The organism is Enterobacter sp. Cy-643 (assembly GCF_011752815.1).
GTDB lineage: Bacteria > Pseudomonadota > Gammaproteobacteria > Enterobacterales > Enterobacteriaceae > Cedecea.
Genome location: NZ_VWWV01000002.1, coordinates 756,361 through 774,522 on the forward strand (window position 1 = coordinate 756,361; position 18,162 = coordinate 774,522).

General features: G+C 56.1%; 18 protein-coding genes. 6 read left to right on the plus strand and 12 right to left on the minus strand.

Annotated features, from left to right (window positions below; translation table 11 throughout):
* Positions 1 to 471 precede the first annotated feature (471 nt).
* Genes lldP through lldD form a run of 3 tightly spaced genes read left to right on the plus strand, consistent with a single transcriptional unit; the run spans position 472 to position 4,051 of the window.
* Positions 472 to 2,127 (plus strand): L-lactate permease, encoded by a 1,656-nt coding sequence (gene lldP / locus F3J29_RS11935; RefSeq protein WP_166866294.1) that lies wholly within the window; start codon positions 472 to 474, stop codon positions 2,125 to 2,127.
* On the plus strand, positions 2,124 to 2,912 hold the full coding sequence (gene lldR / locus F3J29_RS11940) for a transcriptional regulator LldR (RefSeq protein ID WP_166866296.1): 789 nt from the start codon (positions 2,124 to 2,126) through the stop codon (positions 2,910 to 2,912). The genes lldP and lldR overlap by 4 nt, the downstream gene beginning before the upstream one ends.
* The gene (gene lldD / locus F3J29_RS11945) at positions 2,909 to 4,051 is read left to right on the plus strand and encodes an FMN-dependent L-lactate dehydrogenase LldD (protein WP_166866298.1); all 1,143 of its coding nucleotides are present in this window, start codon (positions 2,909 to 2,911) and stop codon (positions 4,049 to 4,051) included. Before lldR ends, lldD begins: the two co-directional genes overlap by 4 nt.
* Here the strand turns inward: lldD and F3J29_RS11950 are convergent.
* The 7 genes from F3J29_RS11950 to cstA form a co-directional block, all read right to left on the minus strand.
* The gene (locus F3J29_RS11950; RefSeq protein WP_166866300.1) at positions 4,017 to 4,361 is read right to left on the minus strand and encodes an addiction module antidote protein; all 345 of its coding nucleotides are present in this window, start codon (positions 4,359 to 4,361) and stop codon (positions 4,017 to 4,019) included. The genes lldD and F3J29_RS11950 overlap by 35 nt on opposite strands.
* A complete protein-coding gene (locus tag F3J29_RS11955) occupies positions 4,351 to 4,680 on the minus strand; it encodes a type II toxin-antitoxin system RelE/ParE family toxin (protein WP_166866302.1) in 330 nt (109 codons plus the stop codon). Before F3J29_RS11955 ends, F3J29_RS11950 begins: the two co-directional genes overlap by 11 nt.
* A gap of 208 nt (positions 4,681 to 4,888) precedes the next feature.
* Complete coding sequence (ilvN, locus tag F3J29_RS11960; RefSeq protein ID WP_166866304.1) at positions 4,889 to 5,185, minus strand: acetolactate synthase small subunit; 297 nt, start codon at positions 5,183 to 5,185, stop codon at positions 4,889 to 4,891.
* Positions 5,186 to 5,188: 3 nt separating this feature from the next.
* A complete protein-coding gene (ilvB, locus tag F3J29_RS11965; protein WP_166866306.1) occupies positions 5,189 to 6,877 on the minus strand; it encodes an acetolactate synthase large subunit in 1,689 nt (562 codons plus the stop codon).
* A 108-nt stretch (positions 6,878 to 6,985) separates the two neighbouring features.
* Entirely contained in the window at positions 6,986 to 7,084 is a 99-nt protein-coding gene (gene ivbL / locus F3J29_RS11970; RefSeq protein WP_071842708.1) for an ilvB operon leader peptide IvbL, read from the minus strand.
* Positions 7,085 to 7,209: 125 nt separating this feature from the next.
* Entirely contained in the window at positions 7,210 to 7,407 is a 198-nt protein-coding gene (locus F3J29_RS11975) for a YbdD/YjiX family protein (protein ID WP_166866308.1), read from the minus strand.
* A gap of 154 nt (positions 7,408 to 7,561) precedes the next feature.
* A complete protein-coding gene (cstA, locus tag F3J29_RS11980) occupies positions 7,562 to 9,667 on the minus strand; it encodes a pyruvate/proton symporter CstA (protein WP_166866310.1) in 2,106 nt (701 codons plus the stop codon).
* 390 nt (positions 9,668 to 10,057) lie between these two features.
* On the opposite strand from cstA, the gene F3J29_RS11985 reads away from it, so the two are divergent.
* Together F3J29_RS11985 and gdhA are read left to right on the plus strand one after the other, a co-directional pair.
* On the plus strand, positions 10,058 to 12,286 hold the full coding sequence (locus F3J29_RS11985; protein WP_166866312.1) for a TonB-dependent siderophore receptor: 2,229 nt from the start codon (positions 10,058 to 10,060) through the stop codon (positions 12,284 to 12,286).
* A 252-nt stretch (positions 12,287 to 12,538) separates the two neighbouring features.
* The gene (gene gdhA / locus F3J29_RS11990; protein ID WP_166866314.1) at positions 12,539 to 13,882 is read left to right on the plus strand and encodes an NADP-specific glutamate dehydrogenase; all 1,344 of its coding nucleotides are present in this window, start codon (positions 12,539 to 12,541) and stop codon (positions 13,880 to 13,882) included.
* Positions 13,883 to 13,919: 37 nt separating this feature from the next.
* Here the strand turns inward: gdhA and F3J29_RS11995 are convergent, their stop codons facing one another.
* Both F3J29_RS11995 and yczE read right to left on the minus strand, forming a co-directional pair.
* Entirely contained in the window at positions 13,920 to 14,738 is an 819-nt protein-coding gene (locus F3J29_RS11995) for a GNAT family N-acetyltransferase (protein WP_166866316.1), read from the minus strand.
* Positions 14,739 to 14,800: 62 nt separating this feature from the next.
* Positions 14,801 to 15,415 carry a membrane protein YczE gene (gene yczE / locus F3J29_RS12000; RefSeq protein WP_166866687.1) on the minus strand — a complete coding sequence of 205 codons (615 nt, stop codon included), beginning with the start codon at positions 15,413 to 15,415 and terminating at the stop codon, positions 14,801 to 14,803.
* A gap of 91 nt (positions 15,416 to 15,506) precedes the next feature.
* Here yczE and yczR point away from each other — a divergent pair, with 91 nt between their 5' ends.
* Positions 15,507 to 16,934, plus strand: coding sequence for a MocR-like transcription factor YczR (yczR, locus tag F3J29_RS12005; RefSeq protein WP_166866318.1), 1,428 nt, complete (start codon positions 15,507 to 15,509; stop codon positions 16,932 to 16,934).
* A 76-nt stretch (positions 16,935 to 17,010) separates the two neighbouring features.
* On the opposite strand, the gene F3J29_RS12010 is transcribed toward yczR, so the two are convergent.
* From F3J29_RS12010 to F3J29_RS12020, 3 genes are all read right to left on the minus strand, one after another.
* Positions 17,011 to 17,235, minus strand: a complete 225-nt coding sequence (locus F3J29_RS12010) for a hypothetical protein (RefSeq protein WP_008454666.1) — start codon at positions 17,233 to 17,235, stop codon at positions 17,011 to 17,013.
* Positions 17,232 to 17,486 carry a hypothetical protein gene (locus F3J29_RS12015; RefSeq protein WP_008454659.1) on the minus strand — a complete coding sequence of 85 codons (255 nt, stop codon included), beginning with the start codon at positions 17,484 to 17,486 and terminating at the stop codon, positions 17,232 to 17,234. Before F3J29_RS12015 ends, F3J29_RS12010 begins: the two co-directional genes overlap by 4 nt.
* 131 nt (positions 17,487 to 17,617) lie before the next feature.
* Positions 17,618 to 18,064 carry an Lrp/AsnC family transcriptional regulator gene (locus F3J29_RS12020; protein ID WP_008454658.1) on the minus strand — a complete coding sequence of 149 codons (447 nt, stop codon included), beginning with the start codon at positions 18,062 to 18,064 and terminating at the stop codon, positions 17,618 to 17,620.
* Positions 18,065 to 18,162 lie beyond the last annotated feature (98 nt).

Genomic DNA, 18,162 nt, shown 5'->3' on the forward strand with positions numbered 1-18,162 from the left:
TACGGCAGTGAACTCTGTATATCATCAATAAGATTCCCTGGAGCATTTCTAAGCTGCCTATACGGCAGTGAACAAGAGCTTTTCACAGGTAACTCTTTGTTGCAATGAATAAAACCGTCTGTTTTTCGCTTAATCCCTTTTTTTAAAGACAGCCCGGCAGAATTGATAAATCAATAAGTTACAAACAGGGCTAAAAAAGGGTCAGTGAGTATTTCTGTTTTACATCGTCGAATTTCCGGCGGGATACCCTAATGCTGACTCGCTAAAACCACTGTCCCGAAGCAGCACCCTTTGGTCCTACCAATTAAACTAAAAACGTGCCCTTTTCTACAAAACGCTGATAAACACTCGTCAGGTCGTTGCCTTTCATTAACACAAGATTAACCATTAGCCATCATTTGCTCTACAAAGCAAAATTGGTCCTACCAATCTAATAAAAAACGATAAACGCCCACCCTGGAGAACACCTGCATGCAAGTCTGGCCCCAACTTTACGACCCGCTCGGGAATATCTGGCTGTCGAGCCTGATTGCCGCGCTCCCGATTCTGTTTTTCTTCTTCGCGCTCATCAAGCTGCGGATGAAGGGCTACAAAGCGGCAACGATCACGGTATTTATCGCCCTGCTGGTTGCCCTGTTTTTATACCGCATGCCGGTGGATCGCGCGCTTGCCTCGGTGGCGTACGGGTTCTTCTACGGCCTGTGGCCCATCGCCTGGATTATTGTTGCCGCGGTGTTTGTCTACAAAATTTCGGTCAAAACCGGGCAGTTCGACATTATTCGCTCCTCTATCCTGTCGATCACGCCGGACCAGCGCCTGCAAATGCTGATCGTCGGTTTCTCTTTCGGCGCATTTCTGGAAGGGGCTGCCGGGTTTGGGGCACCGGTTGCCATTACCGCAGCCTTGCTGGTCGGCCTCGGGTTTAAGCCGCTGTACGCCGCAGGTTTGTGCCTGATAGTGAATACCGCGCCGGTGGCCTTCGGCGCGATGGGGATCCCCATTATCGTTGCCGGGCAGGTTACCGGCCTGGACAGCTTCGAAATCGGCCAGATGGTGGGCCGCCAGCTGCCGTTCCTGACAATGATTGTGCTGTTCTGGATCATGGCGATTATGGACGGCTGGCGCGGAATCAAAGAGACCTGGCCGGCGGTAATCGTAGCAGGCGGCTCGTTTGCTATCGCCCAGTATCTCAGCTCTAACTTTATCGGCCCCGAGCTGCCGGACATCATCTCTTCGCTGGTGTCGCTGGTGTGCCTGACGGCGTTCCTGCGGGTCTGGAAGCCGGTGCGCATTTTCCGCTTTGATAGCGAGAACGCAGCAGCAACCGTGCAGGCGCAGACTGCGCAGAAATACACGACCGGGCAGATTGTCAAAGCCTGGATGCCGTTCCTGTTTTTAACGGCCACGGTTACGCTGTGGAGCATTCCGCCGTTTAAAGCGCTGTTCGCCAAAAGCGGCGCGATGGCGGACTGGGTCTATAATTTCTCCGTGCCGTTCCTGGATAACCTGGTCGCCAAAATGCCGCCGGTCGTTACCGCCAGTGCGCCTTACGCCGCGGTGTTTAAGTTCGACTGGCTGTCAGCCACCGGCACGGCAATCCTGGTCGCGGCGCTGATCTCAATTGTTTATCTGCGCATGAAACCGAAAGCGGCGCTGGTCACTTTCGGTGAAACGCTCAAGGAGCTGGCGCTGCCGATTTACTCCATTGGCATGGTGCTGGCGTTTGCTTTTATCTCCAACTATTCCGGGCTGTCGGCGACGTTGGCCCTGGCGCTGGCGCATACCGGCCACGCCTTTACTTTCTTCTCGCCGTTCCTTGGCTGGCTGGGTGTGTTCCTCACCGGGTCGGACACCTCGTCTAACGCGCTGTTTGCCGCGCTGCAGGCCACAACCGCGCAGCAGATTGGCGTGTCGGACCTTCTGCTGGTGGCGGCCAATACTACCGGCGGCGTGACCGGGAAGATGATTTCACCCCAGTCGATAGCCATTGCCTGTGCGGCGGTGGGGCTGGTCGGGAAAGAGTCGGACCTGTTCCGCTTCACCGTGAAGCACAGCCTGATTTTCACCTGCATGGTGGGAGTGATTACCACGCTGCAGGCCTACGTTTTAACCTGGATGATCCCATGACCCAAGCTGTGCCGCGCCTTGCCGACCAGATGGTTGAGCGTGTTAAGGCGCTGATTGAAGAACGTAATCTGGAGGCGGGCATGCGGTTGCCCGCCGAACGCCAGCTGGCCGCCGAACTGGGCTGTTCGCGCTCGATTTTACGCGAGGCGATTCAAAAGCTGATTGGCGAGGGCGTACTGGCCAGCCGACGCGGCGGTGGCACCTATTTGCGCTACCAGACCGAACAATGGTCGGAACAGCGTATCGTGCAGCCGCTGAAAACGCTGGTCGAGGGCGACCCCAATTATCAGCTGGATATCCTCGAAGCCAGACATTCTATCGAAGGCAGTACGGCCTGGTACGCGGCCATGCGGGCGACGCAGGCCGACAAAGAAAAGCTGATCGCCTGCTTCGATGCCACGCTGAAATTTAAAGAGAGCGATGATCCGGACTTAGCCGCCCAGGCCGACGTCAGGTTTCACCTGGCGATTGCCGAAGCCTCCCACAATATCGTGCTGCTGCAGACCATGCGCGGGTTCTTCGATCTGCTGCAATCTTCGGTGCTGCACAGCCGCCAGCGCATGTACACCGTCCCGGCCATTTTTGCCGGGCTAACCGAGCAGCACGACGAATTATTGCAGGCGATTCTGGCCGGAGACGCCGAGCGCGCAAGGCGAGCCGCCCAGTCGCACCTCGGCTACGTCCACACCACCATCAAAACTCTGCAGGAAGACGAAGCCCGTCAGGCACGCATTACCCGCCTCCCGGACGAAGCAAGTGATGAAATAAGGGAAAAGAAACGATGATTATTTCCGCAGCAACCGACTACCGTGCCGCCGCCGAGCGCATTCTGCCGCCTTTTTTATTCCACTACATTGACGGAGGCGCCTATGCCGAGCATACGCTGAAGCGCAACGTGGAAGATCTGGCGCAGGTGGCGCTCAAGCAGCGTGTGCTGAAAAACATGTCGGCGCTGAGTCTGGAAACCCGGTTGTTTAACGAAACGCTATCCATGCCCGTCGCCCTCGGTCCCGTAGGACTTTGCGGGATGTATGCCCGCCGGGGAGAAGTTCAGGCCGCAAAAGCGGCCGCAGCAAAAGGCATTCCTTTTACCCTGTCTACGGTGTCCGTTTGCCCGATTGAAGAAGTCGCACCGGCGATTAACCGCCCGATGTGGTTCCAGCTTTATGTTCTGAAGGATCGCGGTTTTATGCGCAACGCGCTGGAACGGGCGAAAGCCGCCGGGTGCTCCACGCTGGTATTTACCGTCGATATGCCGACACCCGGCGCGCGCTATCGCGATGCACACTCAGGCATGAGCGGCCCTAATGCCGCGATGCGCCGTTATTTCCAGGCAATGACGCACCCGCAGTGGGCATGGGATGTTGGTTTAAACGGCCGCCCCCACGATTTGGGCAATATCTCCACCTACCTCGGTAAACCGACCGGGCTGGAGGATTATATTGGCTGGCTGGCCAATAACTTCGACCCGTCCATTTCATGGAAAGACCTGGAGTGGATCCGCGAATTCTGGGATGGCCCGATGGTGATTAAGGGGATCCTCGACCCGGAAGATGCGCGCGATGCGGTGCGCTTCGGCGCCGACGGGATCGTCGTGTCCAACCACGGCGGCCGCCAGCTGGACGGCGTGCTCTCTTCTGCCCGCGCTCTGCCCGCTATTGCCGACGCGGTCAAAGGTGATATTGCCATTCTGGCGGACAGCGGCATCCGCAATGGCCTGGACGTGGTGCGTATGATTGCGCTGGGCGCCGATACCGTGCTGCTGGGGCGCGCTTACCTGTATGCCCTGGCAACCCACGGTGAGGCTGGCGTCAGCAACCTGCTGAACTTAATGGAGAAAGAGATGCGCGTGGCGATGACGCTTACCGGCGCAAAATCTATTGCCGAAATTACGCCCGAACTGCTGGTTCGCCAGGGTTTATAACGTGCGGTTGACCCGCAATCTCTGAAAAATGAATCCCCACCGCGTGCAGAACCTTTTTGGTGGTTTTGATGGTGGGGTTTCCACGCCCGGACAGCGTACGATAAAGCGTTTCGCGGTTTAGATTTGCCGCTCTGGCTATCTCAGTAAAGCCGCCTCTGGCTTCTACCAGCCGACGCATAGCAATGAGAAACACCGCTTCGCCGTCGTCACCATCCAGCCCAATAAAAGCTTCTTTCAGGTACTCCACGGCAAAGGCACGATCGTCGCGGAGCATATCAATAACCTTTTGATCAAATTCGCTAAATTTCATTTTTTCTCCCTTGATGTTCAAGCCACCATTCTTTTGCACGTTCGATATCCGCCTGTTGATTGCGTTTATCTCCTCCCGCCAGTAGCAGCCAGACTGCTTTGCCGTCCTGGGCGTAGTACACCCTATAGACTGGCCCTTCATCGATGCGTATTTCCCATACGCCCTGTCCACAGGGTTTATGATCGCCAGGGTTACCAAAGGAAAGTCGGTCGATCCTCATGACTATTTTGGTTTTTGCCCTCGCATCTTTTAACGCCTTTAGCCAGGCTTTGAACGGCGTTTTTCCTTCTGTCGTTTTGAAGAACGTAATCATGTACATCCTTGACTCCCCGAGTGTAGCTTTAAAGCAACAAACAAGCACGAACAAAATTTAGTCGCACTTATTATTCCCAGGGCAGGCTAACGGATTCTTACTTGAGGTTGGCTGACATCGTTCTTTGGTATGCAGGGTTTGCGGCACGGCTTCCGGGGAGTTATTCATCCTGGCGCGGGGCTTTCAAAAATATGCCTGAAAGCCCCTGGTTTATTTACTGCACAAATGCGGTCAGGCGGTTAAAGATGCCCGGGTCATCGGCGTGGCGAATGATCTGCACCACATCCTCCAGCTTATCGACCTGGCTGACCATCTGCTCCAGCCGCTGATCGTCTGCTACCTGCAGCCAGATGCGGCTCTGATCGCCCTCCGGCAGCGGTAAACAGAGAATGCCTTCCACGTTAAATGCGCGGCGGGCAAACAGGCCGCAGATATGTGACATCACGCCCGGGTGGTTGCGCACCGTGAGTTCCAGAATGACGGTGGATTGTTTAGTGATAGGTTGCTGCATGACTTACTCTCCAATCATCTGAGTATTGGCGGCACCCGGCGGTACCATTGGGTAGACTTTTTCATCGGCATCGATACGCACGTGGATCAAGCAAGGCCCGGGGCGAGAAATTGCTTCCTGCAGCGCGGCCTGCGGATCTTCCGCCTGGTTCAGGTCGCAGGTTGCCAGGCCAAAGCCGCGGGCGATGGTCAGGAAATCCGTCATGCCGGGGTAAGTCGCGGCGAAAATATTCTGCTGATAGAACAAGGTCTGCTGCTGGTGCACCAACCCCAGCGCCTGGTTGTTCATCAGGATGATTTTTACATCCAGATTATTTTCCGCCGCCGTGGCCATCTCCTGGATATTCATCATCAGGCTGCCGTCGCCGGAGAAACACAGCACTTTACGGCCAGGTTCGGCCAGCGCCGCGCCAACCGCCGCCGGTAAGCCAAAGCCCATGGTGCCCAGGCCGCCGGACGTCAGCCACTGGCGCGGGCGGTTGAGCGGATAAGCCTGAGCCACCCACATCTGGTGCTGACCTACGTCGGTGGTAACAATCGCCTCATCGTCTACGCAGGCCGCTGCGGCTTTGATCAGTCCGTAAGGCATCAGCGGATTGTCCTCGCCCGGCGTGGCAAACGGGAACTCACGCTGCAACTCGCTTACCGTTTGCAGCCACTCGCTGCGCCGGGCGTTTTTGGTCTGCGGAATAAGCTGACTCAGTACTTCACGCACGTCACCGCGAATCGCCACGTTGGCTTGCTTAATTTTGCCCAGCTCGGCGCGATCGATATCAACGTGGATAATTTTGGCATTCGGGCAAAACTCTTCCGTTTTACCAATGGCGCGGTCGTCAAAGCGTGCGCCCAGCACGATCAGCAGATCGGCTTCGTGCAGGATAAAGTTGGTGCTCCGCGCGCCGTGCATTCCCAGCATTCCCAGAGAAAGCGGGTGCCGGGCGGGGATCGTCCCCAGCGCCATCAGCGTCATGGTTGTCGGCAGCCCGGCTCGCTCCGCCAGCTCTCGCGCCTGCTCCGCCGCTCCCGCGCTGATAATGCCGCCGCCCAGATAAAGCACCGGGCGTTTGGCTTCGTTGATCATCGCTGCCGCACGGGCGATGTCCTGATGGTCAAAGGCCGGAGCAGCGGAAGGCGCGGCTACCGCGGGCAGTTCGGCAATGTCGATTTCAGCGGTCTGAATGTCTTTAGGAATATCGATCCAGACGGGCCCTGGGCGGCCGGACTGGGCGATACGGAAAGCGTCGGTAATCACCTGAGGCAGTTCGTCAATGCTGCGCACCAGGTAGTTATGTTTGGTGATAGGAATCGAAATACCGTAGGTGTCCACTTCCTGGAAAGCATCGGCGCCAATCATCGAAGTGGGTACCTGGCCGGTGATACAAACCAGCGGAATAGAGTCGAGACGCGCGTCGGCAATGGCGGTGACAAGGTTTGTGGCCCCAGGCCCGCTGCAGGCGATGCAGACCGCCGGTTTGCCGCTGGTACGCGCCATGCCCTGCGCCATAAATCCCGCGCCCTGCTCGTGGCGAGCCAGAACGTGGCGAATGCGGGGGCTTTGGCTCAAGGCATTGTAGAGCGGCAGTACGGTGCCACCGGGAATGCCGCTAACCGTTGTAATCCCATGATGCTCCAGCATTTTTACAATCAGCTGCGCGCCGGTGATGCGTTGTGTGGGTGTGTCCGAAATTGCCATGCTCCAGTCCTTCTCATTAGCCGGTTCGCTTCTGGGCAGGCACTTAAAACAAGAAACCCCGCCCGGTTTGCGCCGGCGGGGTTTGGAATCGATGCGTTGATTCAGTCCCTACGGCGCATTGCCGACGACCACCACCACACGCACGACGACCACCGCGGCTGGTAGCGCGGTAACTAGTAGGGTCGAAGTTTGCAGGGAATGCGTCATGGGTTTCCTGAATCAAAGTTAAAAGTCGTTATTGATAAAATCATACTCGCTGGTTTCACACAACAGGATTTTCACCGTCAGCTAAAAAACGAGCTAAATGTCACATTTTTGTTAAATGCCAGGTTTTAGCAGCAGCGTCCGCCGCCTTTACCGCTGTAGCGTGCATCCTGACGCTCACGGAAAAATTCTTCATAGGTCATTGGCGTCTGCTCAGGGTGCGTCAGGCGCATGTGCTGCACGTAGTTGTCGTAGTCGGGTACGCCAATCATCAGCTTCGCGGCCTGACCGAGGTATTTCCCGGCTTTGGCTAGACTATCGAACATGTTACCTCCAGTGGGTTGCCCCTCACCCCGGCCCTCTCACCAAAGGGCAGAGGGCGAAAAGATAAAAAACCGCGCCCTTCACCGCTCAGAGCTAAGGTAAAAACCAATTTATCCCCTCTCCCTTTCAGAGAGAGGGTTAGGGAGAGGGCAAAAATCAATGCACGCTCTTCGCCTGCGCCACGATCTGTTCGTAATTCTCCGGCATCGGCTCATACGGCGTTTCGCTGGACGTCGGTTGCTCAGACTTCAGCGCCTTAAGCGCGGTTTTCAGTGAGAACCAGCCGAGCACCACAACCACCACCATAAAGAAGATAGTCAGCCCCGCATCCAGACGGTTGTTAAACACCAGTTGGCTAAGCTGCGACTGTGTGTACTGCGCCGGAATATTACCGCTGTCGATCATCGCCTGGAACTTATTGGCAATAGCAAGGAAGCCCACTTTTGCATCCGGACTGAACGCTTTCTGCCAGCCTGCGGTTAACGTGCACACCAGCAGCCAGGCCGTCGGCATCAGCGCAACCCAGGCATAGCGCTGCTTCTTCATTTTGAACAGCACAACCGCGCACAGCATCAGCGCCATGCCCGCCAGCATCTGGTTGGCGATACCGAACAGCGGCCACAGCGTGTTAATGCCACCCAGCGGATCGACCACGCCCTGATGCAGGAAGTAACCCCAGGCGAGCACACAAAGCCCGGTGGCAAGCAGGTTGGCCGGCAGCGAATCCGTCCGTTTCAGACCCGGAGAGATTACGCCCAGCAGATCCTGCAGCATAAAACGCGCCGCACGAGTCCCGGCATCCACCGCCGTCAGGATAAACAGCGCTTCAAACAGGATGGCAAAGTGGTACCAAAACGAGACGTCCATCAGCCCGCCGAGCGCGCCGTGCAGAATATACGCCATGCCAACCGCCAGCGTTGGTGCCCCACCGGCGCGGGAGATGATGCTCTGTTCGCCCACTTCGTTGGCAATGTTGGTCAGCGTTTCCGGAGTGATATGGAAGCCCCACCCGCTTACCACCTGCGCGGCAGAAGCAACGACATCCGCCGTGCCAGCTGGCGCCAGCACCGCCATCGGGCTGTTCATCGCGAAGTACACGCCCGGATCGATGATACAGGCCGCCACCAGCGCCATGATCGCGACGAAGGACTCCATCAACATGCCGCCGTAGCCAATGAAGCAGGCCTGATTTTCGTTCGCCAGCATTTTTGGCGTGGTGCCGGAAGCAATCAGCGCGTGGAAGCCGGAAACGGCCCCGCAGGCGATGGTGATAAACAGGAATGGGAACAGATCCCCACTCCAGACCGGGCCAGTGCCATCAATGAATTTTGTTAATGATGGCATTTGCAGCGTCGGACGCATGATCAAAATGCCGATCGCCAGCCCGATGATGGTGCCGATTTTCAGGAAGGTGGAGAGGTAATCACGCGGGGCCAGCAGCAGCCACACCGGCAGCACCGAGGCCACAAAACCGTACCCTACCAGCATCCAGGTGAGCTGCACGCCCGTAAAATCAAAGTACGGCGCCCAGGTCGGGCTCTCCGCTACCCAGCCGCCGGAAATAATGGCAAACACCAGCATCACCAGGCCAATCACCGACACTTCACCGATACGCCCCGGGCGCAAATAGCGAATGTAGACGCCCATAAACAGCGCCAGCGGGATGGTGAAGGCCACGGTGTAAGTCCCCCACGGGCTGTGGGTTAACGCCTTCACCACGATCATTGCCAGCACGGCCAGGATAATCACCATGATCATAAAGCAGGCGACCAGCGCGATAACCCCCGCAGTATTGCCCATTTCTTCTTTAACTAACTCCCCCAGCGAGCGCCCGTTGCGACGCGTGGAGACAAACAACACCATAAAGTCCTGCACGGCGCCCGCCAGCACCACGCCTGCCAGCAGCCAAAGCATGCCCGGCAGGTAACCCATTTGCGCGGCAAGCACCGGCCCCACCAGCGGACCAGCCCCGGCGATGGCGGCAAAGTGGTGGCCAAACAGCACTTTTTTATCCGTTGGGACGTAATCAAGGCCGTCATTGTTCCGCACGGCCGGCGTCATGCGCGTGGCATCCACCGTCAGCACGCGTTTAGCGATAAACAAACCGTAATAACGATAGGCAATCAGGTAGATACAAACTGAGGCAATAACAATCCACAGCGCATTTATCTGTTCACCGCGATTCAGTGCGATATAGCCGAGGGCGAACGCGCCTGTCAAAGCAAGCACAACCCAGACGAGGTGTTTCCCAAATCTATCCATCAATTTTGTCCGTTTTCTAAGTGGATACCGAGAGTTGTTACATTTTGTTTCTAGCCTGGAATAGCTTTTCTCACAATCCGAAGCGGGCAAAACCGTGGGCATTTACCTCAGTTTGTTAATGAGATCACCTAAATATGTATCGCAACCGTAATAGCGGCAGGTCAATTGTGGAGTATCAGGTTAATGAATGGTCGATGCGGGGAGTGATAACCAGGGCTGATTAATTAGCGAATTTAATCGATCCAAAAATGCAATTGATAAACACATTGATAATTATTTTCATTTGCAATAGCGTGTTTCCGCACTTTCAACTCCAGGCACTTTTGCCGCGTCCTTCCTCGTTTGGGAAAGGAACTTCAGGGACGCAGGCGGTGACACTCAGGATAAATAATGAACAATACATTATCGTACTCCCTCGCCACACTGGTGAGTCTCGGCCTCTACGGCACCGCGTTTTCAGCGGCAGCAGCAGAGACAACCCCCGCTGAAAACGAAGACACGCTCGTTGTCACCGCAGCCCAGCAAACGCTGCAGGCACCCGGCGTGTCGGTCATTACTTCCGATGAATTAAAGAAGCACCCGGTCGCGCGGGATGTCTCCGAAATCATTCGCACCATGCCGGGGGTTAACCTGACCGGCAACTCCACCAGCGGGCAGCGCGGCAACGGTCGACAGATCGACATTCGCGGTATGGGGCCAGAAAACACGCTGATCCTGGTTGACGGTAAACCGGTCACCAGCCGGAATTCAGTGCGCCTGGGCTGGCGCGGCGAGCGTGATACCCGCGGCGACGCCTCCTGGGTGCCGCCGGAAATGATCGAACGTATTGAAGTCCTGCGCGGCCCGGCAGCAGCCCGCTACGGTAATGGGGCGGCAGGCGGCGTGGTGAACATCATCACCAAACGCAGCAGCAACGCTTTCCACGGCAGCTGGAATACCTATTTCAATGCCCCGGAACATAAAGATGAAGGCGCGACGAAACGCACCAATTTCAGCCTGACCGGGCCGCTCGGTGACGACGTGAGTTTCCGCCTCTACGGCAACCTGGATAAAACGCAGGCGGACGCCTGGGACATCAATCAGGGGCACCAGTCGCTGCGCACCGGGTCTTACGCCAACACGCTGCCTGCGGGTCGCGAAGGCGTTATCCATAAAGACCTGAACGGCATGATCCGCTGGGATTTTGCCCCGATGCAGGCGCTGGAGTTTGAAACCGGCTACAGCCGCCAGGGCAACCTCTACTCAGGTGATACACAAAATACCAATACCAGCCAGTTGGTGAAGGACAACTACGGCAAAGAGACCAATCGCCTCTACCGCCAGACTTATGCCGTCACCTGGACCGGCGGCTGGGACAACGGCGTCACCACCAACACTTATGCGCAATACGAACACACCCGTAACTCGCGCATGAATGAGGGCCTGGCGGGCGGCACGGAGGGCATTTTCTCCAACAACCAGTTCTCAGATATCGATCTCAACGATGTCATGCTGCACAGCGAAGCAAGCATTCCGTTTACCCTGTTGGTGAATCAAAACCTCACCGTCGGTAGCGAATGGAATCAGCAGCGCATGAAAGACGGTACGTCCAACACCCAGTCGTTAAGCGAAGGCGGGCCGATTCCGGGGCTCTCATCCACCGGCCGGAGCCCGTATTCCAAGGCTGAGATCTTCTCCCTGTTTGCCGAAAACAACATGGAGCTAACCGGCAGCACCATGCTGACGCCGGGTCTGAGGTTCGACCATCATTCCATCGTGGGAGATAACTGGAGTCCATCGCTGAACCTGAGCCAGGAATTGGTGGAAGACTTGACGCTGAAGCTCGGTATTGCCCGGGCTTATAAAGCGCCAAGCCTGTATCAGACCAACCCGAACTACATCCTTTACAGCCGCGGTCAGGGCTGTGCGGCCAGCGGCGGGGCGTGTTATCTGATGGGGAATGAGGATCTGAAAGCCGAAACCAGCGTCAACAAAGAAATTGGCCTGGAGTTCAAGCGCGACGGCTATCAGGCCGGGATCACCTGGTTCCGGAACGACTACCGCAATAAAATTGAATCCGGCTATTCACCGATAGCTTCCAACAGCAAGAAAACCGATATCTACCAGTGGGGCAACGTGCCTAAAGCGGTGGTGGAAGGTCTTGAAGGTACGATTAATCTGCCGCTGACGGAGACCGTAAGCTGGAATAACAACCTGACTTACATGCTGCAAAGTAAAAATAAGGAAACCGGCGATCGCCTGTCGATCATCCCTGAATACACGCTTAACTCCACGCTTAGCTGGCAGGTTCGCCCGGACATTTCGCTGCAAAGCACCCTGACGTGGTACGGCAAACAGGCACCGAAGAAGTACAACTATAAGGGAGTTCCTGTCACCGGCAGCGACACCAACGAGGTCAGCCCTTATAGCATTCTTGGTATGAGCGCGACCTGGGACGCGACCAAAAACGTCAGCTTCACCGCCGGGATCGACAACCTGCTGGATAAGCGCCACTGGCGTGCGGGTAACGCCCAGACCACCGGGAATGACACGACCAAATCCTACATGTACGGCGCTGGCGCGGAGACCTACAACGAGCCTGGCCGCACATACTACATGAGCGTCAACACTCACTTCTAAGCTCGATTCGGGAGGCTAATAAGCCTCCCAAATTGATCGCCAACGGCCGAAAAACAGAGAAGACAATTTATTGTCTGTTATTAGACCGAAATTTAGATTTTTTTAGGGTTAACGGCCCGTCTAAACGCATCCCCTCTTTATTGCCTTCCTGGTGAAAAAATCGCTTGATGCCCGTTCATAAGAAAATGTTATAGTCGAAAAATTACCCAAAAAAAGACAGACAACATAATTTTCAACAAGGAGTTACCTCTGATGGCTCAAGCATTATCCCTCGAAGGCTTTTTAACCTCAGTACAGTCCCGCGATCCGCACCAGGTAGAATTCGCTCAGGCGGTTCGCGAAGTCATGAGCACGCTGTGGCCGTTTCTGGAAAACAACCCGCAATACCGCCAGCAGGCGCTGCTCGAACGTCTGGTCGAGCCGGAGCGCGTGATTCAGTTCCGCGTTGCCTGGGTGGATGACAACAATCAGGTTCAGGTCAACCGGGCCTGGCGCGTGCAGTTCAACTCGGCCATTGGGCCGTTTAAAGGCGGCATGCGCTTCCACCCTTCCGTTAATCTGTCGATCCTCAAATTCCTCGGCTTTGAGCAGACCTTTAAAAACGCCCTCACCACGCTCCCCATGGGCGGCGGCAAAGGCGGCAGCGACTTTAATCCGAAGGGCAAAAGCGAAGGCGAAATCATGCGCTTTTGCCAGGCGTTGATGCTGGAGCTTTATCGCCACCTTGGCCCGGACACCGATGTTCCGGCAGGGGATATCGGCGTTGGTGGCCGCGAAGTCGGCTACATGGCGGGGATGATGAAAAAGCTCTCCAACAACACCGCCTGCGTGTTTACCGGCAAAGGGCTGTCGTTCGGCGGCAGTCTGATCCGCCCGGAAGCGACCGGCTACGGCCTGATCTACTTCACCGATGCCATGCTGCAGCGCCACGGCCTGGGCTTTGAAGGCATGCGCGTGGCGGTTTCCGGCTCCGGGAACGTCGCTCAGTATGCGATTGAAAAAGCCATGTCGCTCGGCGCTCGTGTGGTCACGGCGTCTGACTCCAACGGCACCGTGGTAGATGAAGCAGGCTTTAACGCAGAGAAACTGGCCCGCCTGTGCGAAATCAAAGCCAGCCGCGATGGCCGCGTGGCCGACTATGCCCGAGAATTTGGCCTGACTTATCTGGCAGGCCAGCAGCCGTGGAGCGTGCCGGTGGATATCGCGCTGCCTTGTGCAACACAGAACGAGCTGGACGTCGATGCTGCCCAAACGCTTATCGCCAATGGCGTGAAGGCGGTAGCCGAAGGGGCAAATATGCCAACCACGATTGCCGCGACGGATCTGTTTGTGGAAGCTGGCGTGCTGTTCGCGCCGGGTAAAGCGGCAAACGCAGGCGGTGTAGCAACGTCCGGGCTGGAAATGGCGCAGAATGCGGCCCGTCTGAGCTGGAAGGCCGAAAAAGTAGATATTCGCCTGCACCACATCATGCTTGATATTCATCAGGCCTGCGTGGATTACGGTGGCGAAGGAAAACAAACCCAGTACGTTCGCGGCGCGAACATCGCCGGGTTCGTAAAAGTTGCGGACGCGATGCTGGCTCAGGGCGTGCTGTAACTTGCAGGGTGAGGGCCGTCGCCCTCACCTTCTCTGCCTACAAGGTAAGCTTCATCTCGTACTGCCGAATCTTATCCAGGGTAAAGCCGCTGCCTAAAAACACCGGCGAAACGGTTTCGGGCAGGCTGGGAATAGTCGCTAATCCAGGGAACTGGCGTTGAAGTAAAGCCAGCAGCTTTTTTGCTTTCCCGGATCGTCGCGCATGCGGCTCAACAAATAGCCCTCTGAGCTTCGGTATTTCGCCGGGAATGACCATCGCATAAGCCACTCCATCCAGTACAAAAGCCTTACCGGGCAGCTTATACAGCGTTTCAGCCGCGCAAAGCCACGGCAGCGGCGCATCGTTAGCGGCCATCATTCTATGGGTCATTTGCAGCGGGTCGATTTCCAGCAGTTCGCCGTCAGCCTCGCCTTCAGGAACACCTGCAGACTGGAAGCCCACCAGCGTTTGCTGGGGCACAAAGCCCATTCGCTCATAGAGCGCCAGCCCGCCTTCGTTGCCTAAAATCACTTCCAGATAAAATTGCTTATCACCGCGCTCGCGCGCGGCATCAATAAGCTGCTGAATGAAGATCTTGCCTAAACCCTGCCCGCGCAGTTCCGGGCGAATTGCAAAAGCGGCCAGGCGGCAGGTTTGCCCGCGCCGGGTCACCAGCGCCATCGCTTTGGGCTCTCCACGGTAAAGCCAGATAGGGCTGTCGCCGGGGAAAAAATCCTCTGAGGCAAAACGCCAGCCGAACGTATCCCCTTCCAGACGGAAAGGCACCACGTACTGTTCAAAACAGTGGGTTAATATCTCTGCCAGCTGAAAGCTGTTCCAGTTCAGCGCGGGTTTACTCACAATCTCGTGCCGCATACTCTCTCCCGTTTTAAGCAATTATTATTCTCCGGAAGATACTGTTTAGCACAGCTACGGCATCAGAATGTAGCTTCCTGTGCAGGAGTCGCTGTGTTATTCAACGGCTTAACGCGAAACCACGGCAGGCAAAGCTGAATGAGAGGCCCGATAGCTAACGCATAAAGCACCGTGCCCACGCCAAAACTACCGCCCATCAGCCAGCCGGAGATCAGTACGGTCACTTCGATGGCGGTACGCACGCTGCGCACCGACCAGCCCGTTCTGGCATGGATCCCGGTCATCAGCCCATCTCGCGGCCCGGCACCAAAACCAGCGCCGATATACATGCCCGTCGCAAGAGCATTCACTACCAAAGCACCGACCAGCAAAACGGATCGCGCAAAAAGCGATTCCAGCGGCGGCATAAGCGCCAGCGTAGCATCCGCCGCCAGCCCTAACACAATCACGTTGCTAATGGTGCCAAGGCCTGGACGCTGACGCAGCGGGATCCACAGCAGCAGCACCAGCGCCCCCACAATAATCATCACCAGCCCAAGGTTGAGCGAGAATAGCCTCGCCACGCCGAGATGAAAAACGTTCCACGGATCGGCCCCCAAATCGGCCCGCACAAACATGGCGGTTGAAATGCCGTAAAAGACCAGGCCGGTATAAAGCTGCAGCAGGCGACGAGCCATCATGACAAAGATCCTCATTGTGTTTTTATGGCTATACCCTCTCGCAAAATGGACTTAGTATTAAGGTCCAGTTATCAGAAAGTGGACTGCTATGACGCTTCGCAGAATCGGAATTTCATCTTTAACACGCCTGCTGGGGCACTGGCATCAGGCGTCATCCCGCTCGCCGGTCTATCGCCAACTGGCGGACGGGCTGCGGCTGCTGATCCTCGATGGGCGCCTACCGCTCGACAGCAGGCTGCCGGGGGAAAGAGAGCTTTCTGGCGCGCTGGGCGTGAGCCGCACCACGGTGGCCTCCGCGCTGGCGCAGCTCCGGGAGGAAGGGTATCTGCTGAGCCGCCAGGGCTCAGGCTCCGTCACCATGCTGCCCGAAAGCAGCCCGGCCATTTCTCCCTTACCCGGCAATGCTCCGGTACTGGATCTTTCCACCGCCGCCCTCAGCGCCGGGCCGGAAATTCATCGGGCCTATTCCACCGCGCTCACTTTCCTGCCGGAACATTTGTCCTCAACCGGCTATGACAGCCAGGGCTTGCCGGAGCTGAGAGAAGCAATTGCGCGGCATTATGCGTCACGGGGATTACCCACCACGCCTGACCAAATCATGGTGGTCAACGGTGCCGTCAGCGGACTGGGGCTAATACTTAGACTGTTCACCGGCCCGGGCGATCGCGTCGTCGTAGACCATCCCACTTACCCGATGGCGTTGGCGGCGATTCGCGGCGCCTCCTGCCGCCCCGTGCCGGTCAGCCTGCCCGCAAGCGGTTGGGATGTTGACGGTTTAGCGGCGACTATCGCCCAGACTTCTCCCCGGCTGGCTTACTTGATTCCAGATTTCCATAACCCAACTGGCCGCTGTATGGACGCCGCCACGCGCCAAAGGGTGAACGAGATAGCCGCCCGCAGCCACACCACGCTGGTTGTGGACGAAACGATGGCCGATCTCTGGTTTGATGCCCCTCCCCCTCCTCCCCTGACGGCTTTTGGCCCGGAAGAACACACCATCTCGCTCGGCTCCGCCGGGAAAAGTTTCTGGGGCGGGCTACGCCTGGGCTGGATAAGGGCTTCAGGCAAAACCATCAGTTCGCTGATACAAATCCGCAATACCTTTGATTTAGGGACGCCTCTGCTGGAGCAACTGGCTGCCACGCAGTTGTTTGCCGACGCGGCGCAGTTCTTGCCTCAGCGCAGAGAGATGCTGCGCCAACGCTGCGAAAGCAGCTTTGTCGCGATGCAAGCGCTGTTCCCGGACTGGCAAACATCGCCCCCGGAAGGCGGCCTGTCGTGGTGGGTGGAATTACCGAAACCGCTGGCCACGATTTTTGCCGCCGCCGCTGAGAGTCAGGGCATTCGGATCGGTGCCGGGCCCCGGTTCGGGGTAGAAGGGGCTTTTGAGCGCTTTTTACGCCTCCCTTTCAGCCTCGACCCCGCTGAGCTGCGGCTTGCCCTGCAGCGGCTGCAGCCGCTATGGCAGCACCTGGCGGCAACCCGGCATGAAAGTCTCAGGGGAATGGTATTTTAGAAAGCGAAATATTTCCCTCTAAAATAAAAGAGGGAAATATTATTCTGCAAGCATAGCAATAAGGAGATGCTATAAATTAGTTTTGTGAAATTCTGGGAATAGCGAACCCTTTTAGGGTGATGGTGAAATGCTCACCCTCTTTTTTAATACTGGCCCCGGTATCGCACCAGTCTGAAGCAATGCGGAAAAACTCATCGCTGCCAATATTCCAGCCCAGCTTCACTTTTTTCAGGTAACCTGAACGCAATAACTCACAGGCTTGCTGATAGCTGTAGGCGGTACTGTCCGTACCGGCGTTCATTTTTTCTTCTTCAACAGTTTACGCAATGCCTTGATCTCACGATCGTTTAATGGCGTCACGCGGGCCTCAGAAGTATGCTGACTGTCCACATCATCTTCATCGACGCCCACGTCGCTGTCGAGCTCGTCAAAGGCTTTGGACAGAAGTCGTTCCGTTACGCTTGCCAGGGTTTCACTATTCTCTTCCGCATAGTGACGAATCTTCTCTTTTAACTCGATGCTTATTTTTACGTTCAGCGTAGCCGTCGTCATTGCAAATCCTTAGTGCTTAAACAGAGGTTGGTGTTTAATACTATAGAGAATAAATAAGATCCAGCCAGTGAGATAAATTTAATATTTCTGTCATAATTCAAATACCCGGAAAATATATCAGGTTTATTTATTTACAAAGGCGGCAGCCTGCGTTTCACCGGCGTGCTTTTGACGATAGAGGTATTGCACTGGGCAAACTCAGCCAGCTCATCAAGAATTTCATCAAGTTGCTCAATAGAGCGGATCACCAGCCGGATGATGAAGCAATCTTCACCGGTGATTTTGTCGCATTCTATACACTCGGGAATCGCCTGAATCATCTTCTCCACTTTATGCAGCATGCCCGGTAACGGCTTCATGCGAACCAGTCCCTGCAGGGTGTAACCCAGAGCCGTGAGGTTGGCGTTCATGGTGTAGCCGTTAATCACGCCGCGTTCCTCCAGCCGCTTTACTCGTTCTGCCGTGCTCGGTGAAGAGAGACCAATTTTTCCACTAAGCACTTTCAGGGAGATACGCGCATCCGCCGCAAGAATAGTCAGAATATGCCTGTCGATATCATCGGGAAGGTAATCACTCATTTTTATCTCATTTATAAAGGCAAAAGTATTTTATAACCTAATTTTAACACTTCAACGAGTTCGCCGCAGTGCGCAGAATACAGTTCTTTATTCTGGAG

What these genes read in the sequence shown, in the direction of transcription:
- lldP (WP_166866294.1), top strand. Translation starts at nt 472, where the DNA reads ATGCAAGTCTGGCCCCAACTTTACGACCCGCTCGGGAATATCTGGCTG.
- lldR (WP_166866296.1), top strand. Translation starts at nt 2,124, where the DNA reads ATGACCCAAGCTGTGCCGCGCCTTGCCGACCAGATGGTTGAGCGTGTT.
- lldD (WP_166866298.1), top strand. Translation starts at nt 2,909, where the DNA reads ATGATTATTTCCGCAGCAACCGACTACCGTGCCGCCGCCGAGCGCATT.
- F3J29_RS11950 (WP_166866300.1), bottom strand. Translation starts at nt 4,361, where the DNA reads ATGAAATTTAGCGAATTTGATCAAAAGGTTATTGATATGCTCCGCGAC.
- F3J29_RS11955 (WP_166866302.1), bottom strand. Translation starts at nt 4,680, where the DNA reads ATGTACATGATTACGTTCTTCAAAACGACAGAAGGAAAAACGCCGTTC.
- ilvN (WP_166866304.1), bottom strand. Translation starts at nt 5,185, where the DNA reads ATGCAGCAACCTATCACTAAACAATCCACCGTCATTCTGGAACTCACG.
- ilvB (WP_166866306.1), bottom strand. Translation starts at nt 6,877, where the DNA reads ATGGCAATTTCGGACACACCCACACAACGCATCACCGGCGCGCAGCTG.
- ivbL (WP_071842708.1), bottom strand. Translation starts at nt 7,084, where the DNA reads ATGACGCATTCCCTGCAAACTTCGACCCTACTAGTTACCGCGCTACCA.
- F3J29_RS11975 (WP_166866308.1), bottom strand. Translation starts at nt 7,407, where the DNA reads ATGTTCGATAGTCTAGCCAAAGCCGGGAAATACCTCGGTCAGGCCGCG.
- cstA (WP_166866310.1), bottom strand. Translation starts at nt 9,667, where the DNA reads ATGGATAGATTTGGGAAACACCTCGTCTGGGTTGTGCTTGCTTTGACA.
- F3J29_RS11985 (WP_166866312.1), top strand. Translation starts at nt 10,058, where the DNA reads ATGAACAATACATTATCGTACTCCCTCGCCACACTGGTGAGTCTCGGC.
- gdhA (WP_166866314.1), top strand. Translation starts at nt 12,539, where the DNA reads ATGGCTCAAGCATTATCCCTCGAAGGCTTTTTAACCTCAGTACAGTCC.
- F3J29_RS11995 (WP_166866316.1), bottom strand. Translation starts at nt 14,738, where the DNA reads ATGCGGCACGAGATTGTGAGTAAACCCGCGCTGAACTGGAACAGCTTT.
- yczE (WP_166866687.1), bottom strand. Translation starts at nt 15,415, where the DNA reads ATGGCTCGTCGCCTGCTGCAGCTTTATACCGGCCTGGTCTTTTACGGC.
- yczR (WP_166866318.1), top strand. Translation starts at nt 15,507, where the DNA reads ATGACGCTTCGCAGAATCGGAATTTCATCTTTAACACGCCTGCTGGGG.
- F3J29_RS12010 (WP_008454666.1), bottom strand. Translation starts at nt 17,235, where the DNA reads ATGAACGCCGGTACGGACAGTACCGCCTACAGCTATCAGCAAGCCTGT.
- F3J29_RS12015 (WP_008454659.1), bottom strand. Translation starts at nt 17,486, where the DNA reads ATGACGACGGCTACGCTGAACGTAAAAATAAGCATCGAGTTAAAAGAG.
- F3J29_RS12020 (WP_008454658.1), bottom strand. Translation starts at nt 18,064, where the DNA reads ATGAGTGATTACCTTCCCGATGATATCGACAGGCATATTCTGACTATT.